This window comes from Streptomyces beigongshangae, assembly GCF_019710745.1.
GTDB lineage: Bacteria > Actinomycetota > Actinomycetes > Streptomycetales > Streptomycetaceae > Streptomyces > Streptomyces beigongshangae.
The window spans coordinates 1-5,309 of sequence record NZ_JAHKJW010000133.1 but is presented as its reverse complement, the minus strand read 5'-3'; the positions used below and the strand labels follow the sequence as shown (position 1 = coordinate 5,309).

The window sequence follows — 5,309 nt, the reverse complement described above, 5'->3', positions numbered from 1 at the left end:
CCACCCACGGGTGGTCCGGCGAGCACTGGAGCGCGAAGTCCAGGGCGATCTCCAGGTTCAGCTCGGCGGCCCTGCGCACGAAGTCGTCGAAGTCGTCGATCGTGCCGAGGTCCGGGTGGACGGCGTCGTGCCCGCCCTCCTGCGAACCGATCGCCCACGGCACCCCGACGTCCTCGCGGCTCGCCGAGAGATTGTTGCCGGGGCCCTTGCGGAAGGTCGTGCCGATGGGGTGGACCGGCGGCAGGTACACCACGTCGAAGCCCATCTCCGCGATGGCGGGCAGCCGCCGCGCCGCCGTGCGGAACGTCCCGCTGACCGGCGCCCTGCCGGGCTCCACCACCGCGCCCTCCGAGCGCGGGAAGAACTCGTACCAGGACCCGAACAGCGCGCGCTCCCGCTCCACCGACAGGGGGAGCGGGTCCGACCGGGAGAGCCGTTCCCGCAGGGGGTGGCGCGCGAGCGCCGCGTCCACGTCCGGTGTCAGGGCGGCGGCGAGGCGGGCAGTCGGGGGCCGGGTGTCGTCGCGCAGGGCCTCCGCGGCGGTCAGCACGGCCGTCCGGCCCGCCCCGCGCGGCACTCCGCGGGCGGCGCGCTCGTAGAGTTCGGCACCCTCCTCCAGGACCAGGCCCACATCGATGCCGGCCGGGATCTTCGTGCGGGCGGTCCTGCGCCAGGCGGTCACGGGGTCCGACCACGCCTCGACCCAGTAGGCCCACTCGCCCACCGACGTGGGGGTGACGTCGGCGCCCCAGCGGTCGCTGCCGGGGGCGAGCTCCCGCATGGGGGTCCACGGACCGATACGCCCCTCGGGGTCGCGCAGGACGGCGTTCGCGGCGACCGCGTCGTGGCCCTCTCCGAAGAGGACGGCACTGACCTGGAACGTCTCGCCCGGAACCGCCTTCGCCGGGCGGGTGCCGCGGTCGACGGCCGGACGGACGTCGACGACGGGCACGCGGCCGATCGCAACGGCGGGCGTACGGCCGGCAGGGGGAACACGGCGGTCCGCCGGGTTCTCGGTCATGGGATTCACCTCCGTCTCGTTGTCGTCGGCGTTGTCGCCGGTGTCGTACGCGGCCCTCGTCGCGGCACGTGGTCCACCGTCGCGGGCGGCCCCTAGGACGCGGGGCTCGTCGCGAGTCCCTCGGTGCGTTCCGCGGGCGCGTCCACCGGGGAGCCGGCACGGGACCGTTCGTGGCGGAGGGCGGCCGAACCGGCCGCCAGATAGCGCTCCGCGGCGTGCACGGCCTCCCGGGCGCAGCGCTTGCCCATGAGGACGCAGAGCGTGTAGCCCGTGTCCTCGAAGTTGCCCCGCGCGGCACGGTCGGCGGGAGCCGCGAGCATCATGCGCTCCCAGGACCTGTACAGCTCCAGGTGCCTGGCTATTTCGTCCTTGGCGGGCAGCAGCATCTCACTGGTCACCTTCCACTCCCTCGGATGAGCACGGTTCGCCTGCGCACGGTTCGCCTGTGCGCGGTTCGCCCGGATACGTGTGATGGATACGTGTGATGGATACGTGTGATGGCCGTCCATGAAGAGGCATCGGCCGACTGCGGCGGCCGACACCTTCACTCATGGTGCACGTGACCCCACCTGCCGTCCTGTTGTCGTTTCAACGACATCGGTCCGGCTCTCGGGTTGCACGAATGGAGTACCGCTCCCACCCTGGGGATTACTCAGGAGCAGTCGCTGATCACGCTCCGCTTTCGGAGCCCGGCCCGCAGGGGCGGGGAGAAGCGGGAGTTTCGCCGGTGAGGAGCCAACGACGATGAAGACCGCAGTGCCCTGCTACTACCACCTCGACGTGGAAGTCACTCCGGAGCGGGTCGACCAGGTCAGGCGCATTCTGGCCGCCCACCTCCGGTACTGGGATCTGGAGAACCTCGTCGAGCCCGTCTGCCACTGCGCCGGGACGCTGCTGCGCACGATCGCGGAGCACGCGGCGGACAAGAACACCACCCTGGAGATGTGGTGGAACGGCCGGCGGCTCGTCACGGCCGTCGCGGACATCGACGGGGAGTCCCACCCGCGGGACGCGACACGGGGCTGTCTGGCCCACATCGCCGCCCTGAGCGACGGCTGGGGATGGTGTACCACGGGCGGCGGCGGAAGGATCGTCTGGTTCTCCCGCCGGGTGCGGGCGACCGAACGCGCCCCGCTGGTCCCGAGCATTCCCGCGCCCAGCCTGCGGGCGGCCCGGCACGCACCCCGCGAACTGCCCGTACCGGTCCTGGCGGGCCCGGTGCCCGAGGACTTCCTCGTGGACGCGGTGGCAGCCGGGTAGCCGTGCCCGGACCCCGGGGACCGGGTCGGCCCGCGACCGCTTCCGCGGTCGCGGGCCGACTGCCGTGCCCGTGCGTACAGACCGGGGACGGGCTCCGGTCAGCCGATCCGCGCCTCCCCGTAGGGGACGAGCCGGACCGGTCCCATCAGTCCGTACGCCGTCCGGGCCAGACCGCCGTACACCCCGGGGTCGCTGACGCGCAGCCGGTTGGCGAGCGGGGTGGCCACCTCGACCTCGATGACGTTCGCGCCGCGCCGGAGCAGGCCGCCGAGGTCCACCACCGGGCTGATCTGGTCGACCGGGTCCAGCCGGTGGCCGTTGACCGTGACCCGGCAGGTGTCGGTGACCGAGCCCAGTTCCAGACGCGCGCCGTGCCCGCCGGTCCAGCCGCGGCCGAGGGTGACCGTGGTGCGGTAGCGGCCGATGCCCGAGACGTCGGCGAGTTCGGGGATCTGCGACCAGGGCACCAACGCGTCCAGTTCCAGGTCGTGTTCGACGACGGTGGTCCGGGTGGCCGAGGCGCCGGGCCGCCAGTCCTGGACGTGCAGGCGCCACGAGGCCAGCTCCGTCGGCTCCGGGACGTCCTGGATCGAGGCGCTCACGGCGCGCCCCCTGGAGAGCACGGTCCGGTACGTGCCCGCGGCCGTGGAACGGACGGTGAGACCGGCGTCGGTGAAGCGCACCTCGCCGGCCTCGCTGTCGACGGCGTACGGGCGGGAGCCGTTGCGGTCGCCGAAGAGGCCCGGCCGGCCGATCGCGACGACGCGGGCCTGCGCGGGCTGCAGCCTCACCCGCACGGTGACCGAGTCGCCCTTCTCGGTGTAGCGGGCGATCCGCTCGGCCTTCCCGGTCCAGGGGTCCAGCAGGTACGGCACCCCCTTGGCCGTGGTGCGGTGCAGGGTGACCTCGTGGTCGACGGCGGCGACCGGCGGCTTGACGGTCTCGGCGTGCTTGCCGTTGCACAGGTAGTAGTAGTCGACGCCGTCCGCCACCCGGTGGGCGTTGAGGAGGGTCGAGGCACTCGCGTAGCCGACGTCGGGCTTCACCCCGAGGCCGGTGAGCGCGTCGCCGACCGCGGCCTTGTCGGTGACCCTGCGCACCAGCGGCTGGGCCAGCAGCGTCGCGACCACGGACCGCAGTTCCTCCGTCTCGCCGGTGTCCGGGACGCCGGAGGGCACCACCGTGTCCCAGGCGCCGAGCAGGACGAGGGGCAGCCCGGCGCGGGTGAGCCGCAGCAGGGCGCGCGCGTCCCTCAGCGCGAGGGTCACCGTGGAGCCGTGGAAGAAGTCGCCCTCGACGAACAGGGCCTTGTACGCGGGGCCGTCCGGGGCGAGCCGTCCCCGGCGCACGGTGGCGGAGGGCAGGTCGAGGAGCGGTCCGCTGAGGAACTGGTGGGTCCAGCCGAGCGTGACGCCCGTGGCGGTGAACCAGGACGCGCCGATGCCGGTGGCCGTGTAACCGGTCTGCCGGAACACCGCCACGTCCGCCCTGGCCCGGCCGGCCTGCAGGACCTGGTGGACGCGGCCGAGGTAGCCGGAGACGTCGGCGACGTGCTTCCAGGTGGGATGCCGGGGGCCCCAGGACTCGCCGTAGCCGACCGCGCCGTTGTACGGGGTGAACGCGGCGTACCCGGGCCACTTCACGCCGGGGAACTCGGCGTAGGAGAAGCCGTGCACGACGGTCTGGTTGACCCCGGCGGCGTAGGCGCCGCCCATGGTGCGCAGGAACCGCTGCCAGGTGGTGCTGTACGCGCTGCCCGAGTACGCGCCCGCCTCGCAGGAGAGCACGGTGTGCCCGGCCATGTCACGGCCGCCGGCCAGGCACCGGTAGTCGTCGAGGTTCTTGAAGCCCAGCGACTCGCCCTCGGCGATGTCGAGGATCGCGGCCGAGGCGATGGCGTCGGTCTGCAGACCGTAGGGCTGGGACCGCAGCTGGAGTCCGAGGGAGTGGGCCCAGGTGCGCAGCGCCGTGACGTGGTGCTCGTTGAAGAGGGTGGAGACCGTCTCCCAGAAGTCGTGGCGGATCTGGCGGGTGACGCCCGCCTCGAAGGCGTAGACCTGGTTGCTGTTGTCCAGGACCAGGGCGGGCAGCAGCGGCAGCAGGGAGCGGCCGGTGTGCGCGCGGAACGCGTCGGGCAGGCCCGGTGTCCACTGGAGGCCGTCGGTCTCCAGCTCGATGGAGTCCTCGAAGAGCGCGCCGCCGGACACCTTCAGCAGCCGGCGGACGGCCTTGGTGAGGATGTGCTTCTCCCAGTAGGCGGTCACCGCGCGGGTGCCGGCCGCGCTGAAGTGGTCGACGACGTAGGCCGGCGGGTCGGTGTGCGGTCCGGCTTCCGGCATCTGGCCGGAGCCGCGCACCCAGTACGCGATCACGACCCAGGTGCCGTCGTCGGGCGCGGTCCAGCTCAGGTCGCCGCCGGTGACGGCGGAGGTGAGGTCGCGCACCGAGTCCAGGTCGAGGCCGGTCTCCTTGCGGGTGGAGTGCGCGGTGTTCACCCGGGCCGCCTGGACCAGGAGGAGCTGTCGCTTCGTCACCCCGGGTGCCGCTTCGTGGACGGGCTCGGGGACGGGGCCGGTGTAGGTGGCGCCCGGGGCCACGGTGGCCGCCCCGTGGGCGAGCTCCTTGACGGCGGCGTCGCTGTCGGGGGTGACGCCAGGGACGGCGGCGGGCCAGCTGGGGCCGACGGTGAGGTCGACGGTGAGCCCGCGGCGGGCGGCCTGGCTCAGCGCGGCCTCGACGCCCGCGACCCAGGCGGCGGTTCCCCAGCCGTGGCGGGCCGTGTCCAGCTGCGAGGTGTCCTTGACGCTGTGGTGGACGGCGGCTATCTCGGCGCCGCCGAAGCCCGCGTCGGCGATCTGGTCGATCTCCCGTCTGATCTCGTCGGGCTGCACGAGGCCGTCCGGCCACCACCAGCGGAACTTCGGACGCACCGCCCGGTTCGGCGCGGCGAACGGCAGGGAGGCGCCGGAGGCGCCCGACGCGGCGGCGGCCGGGGTGGCGGCCGCGGCCCGGCCGGGGGCCGCCCAGT

At 73.6% G+C, this 5,309-nt stretch carries 4 protein-coding genes; 1 reads left to right on the top strand and 3 read right to left on the bottom strand.

Going from position 1 to position 5,309, the window contains the following annotated elements; genetic code table 11:
* Positions 1 to 1,021, bottom strand: a 1,021-nt coding sequence (locus KM933_RS38265) for a maltotransferase domain-containing protein (protein WP_221362119.1), incomplete at its 3' end; no start/stop codon positions are given.
* A 92-nt stretch (positions 1,022 to 1,113) separates the two neighbouring features.
* Entirely contained in the window at positions 1,114 to 1,407 is a 294-nt protein-coding gene (locus tag KM933_RS38260; protein WP_221362129.1) for a DUF5133 domain-containing protein, read from the bottom strand.
* 358 nt (positions 1,408 to 1,765) lie between these two features.
* Here KM933_RS38260 and KM933_RS38255 point away from each other — a divergent pair, with 358 nt between their 5' ends.
* A complete protein-coding gene (locus tag KM933_RS38255) occupies positions 1,766 to 2,281 on the top strand; it encodes a pep a2 (RefSeq protein WP_221362117.1) in 516 nt (171 codons plus the stop codon).
* Between the two features lie 98 nt (positions 2,282 to 2,379).
* On the opposite strand, the gene KM933_RS38250 is transcribed toward KM933_RS38255, so the two are convergent.
* Positions 2,380 to 5,309 (bottom strand): glycosyl hydrolase (locus KM933_RS38250; RefSeq protein ID WP_221362115.1); only part of this gene is annotated, 2,930 nt, incomplete at its 5' end.

Bases quoted from the DNA above. Each gene is read 5' to 3' on its own strand.
- KM933_RS38260 (WP_221362129.1), bottom strand. From the start codon at position 1,407: ATGCTGCTGCCCGCCAAGGACGAAATAGCCAGGCACCTGGAGCTGTAC.
- KM933_RS38255 (WP_221362117.1), top strand. From the start codon at position 1,766: ATGAAGACCGCAGTGCCCTGCTACTACCACCTCGACGTGGAAGTCACT.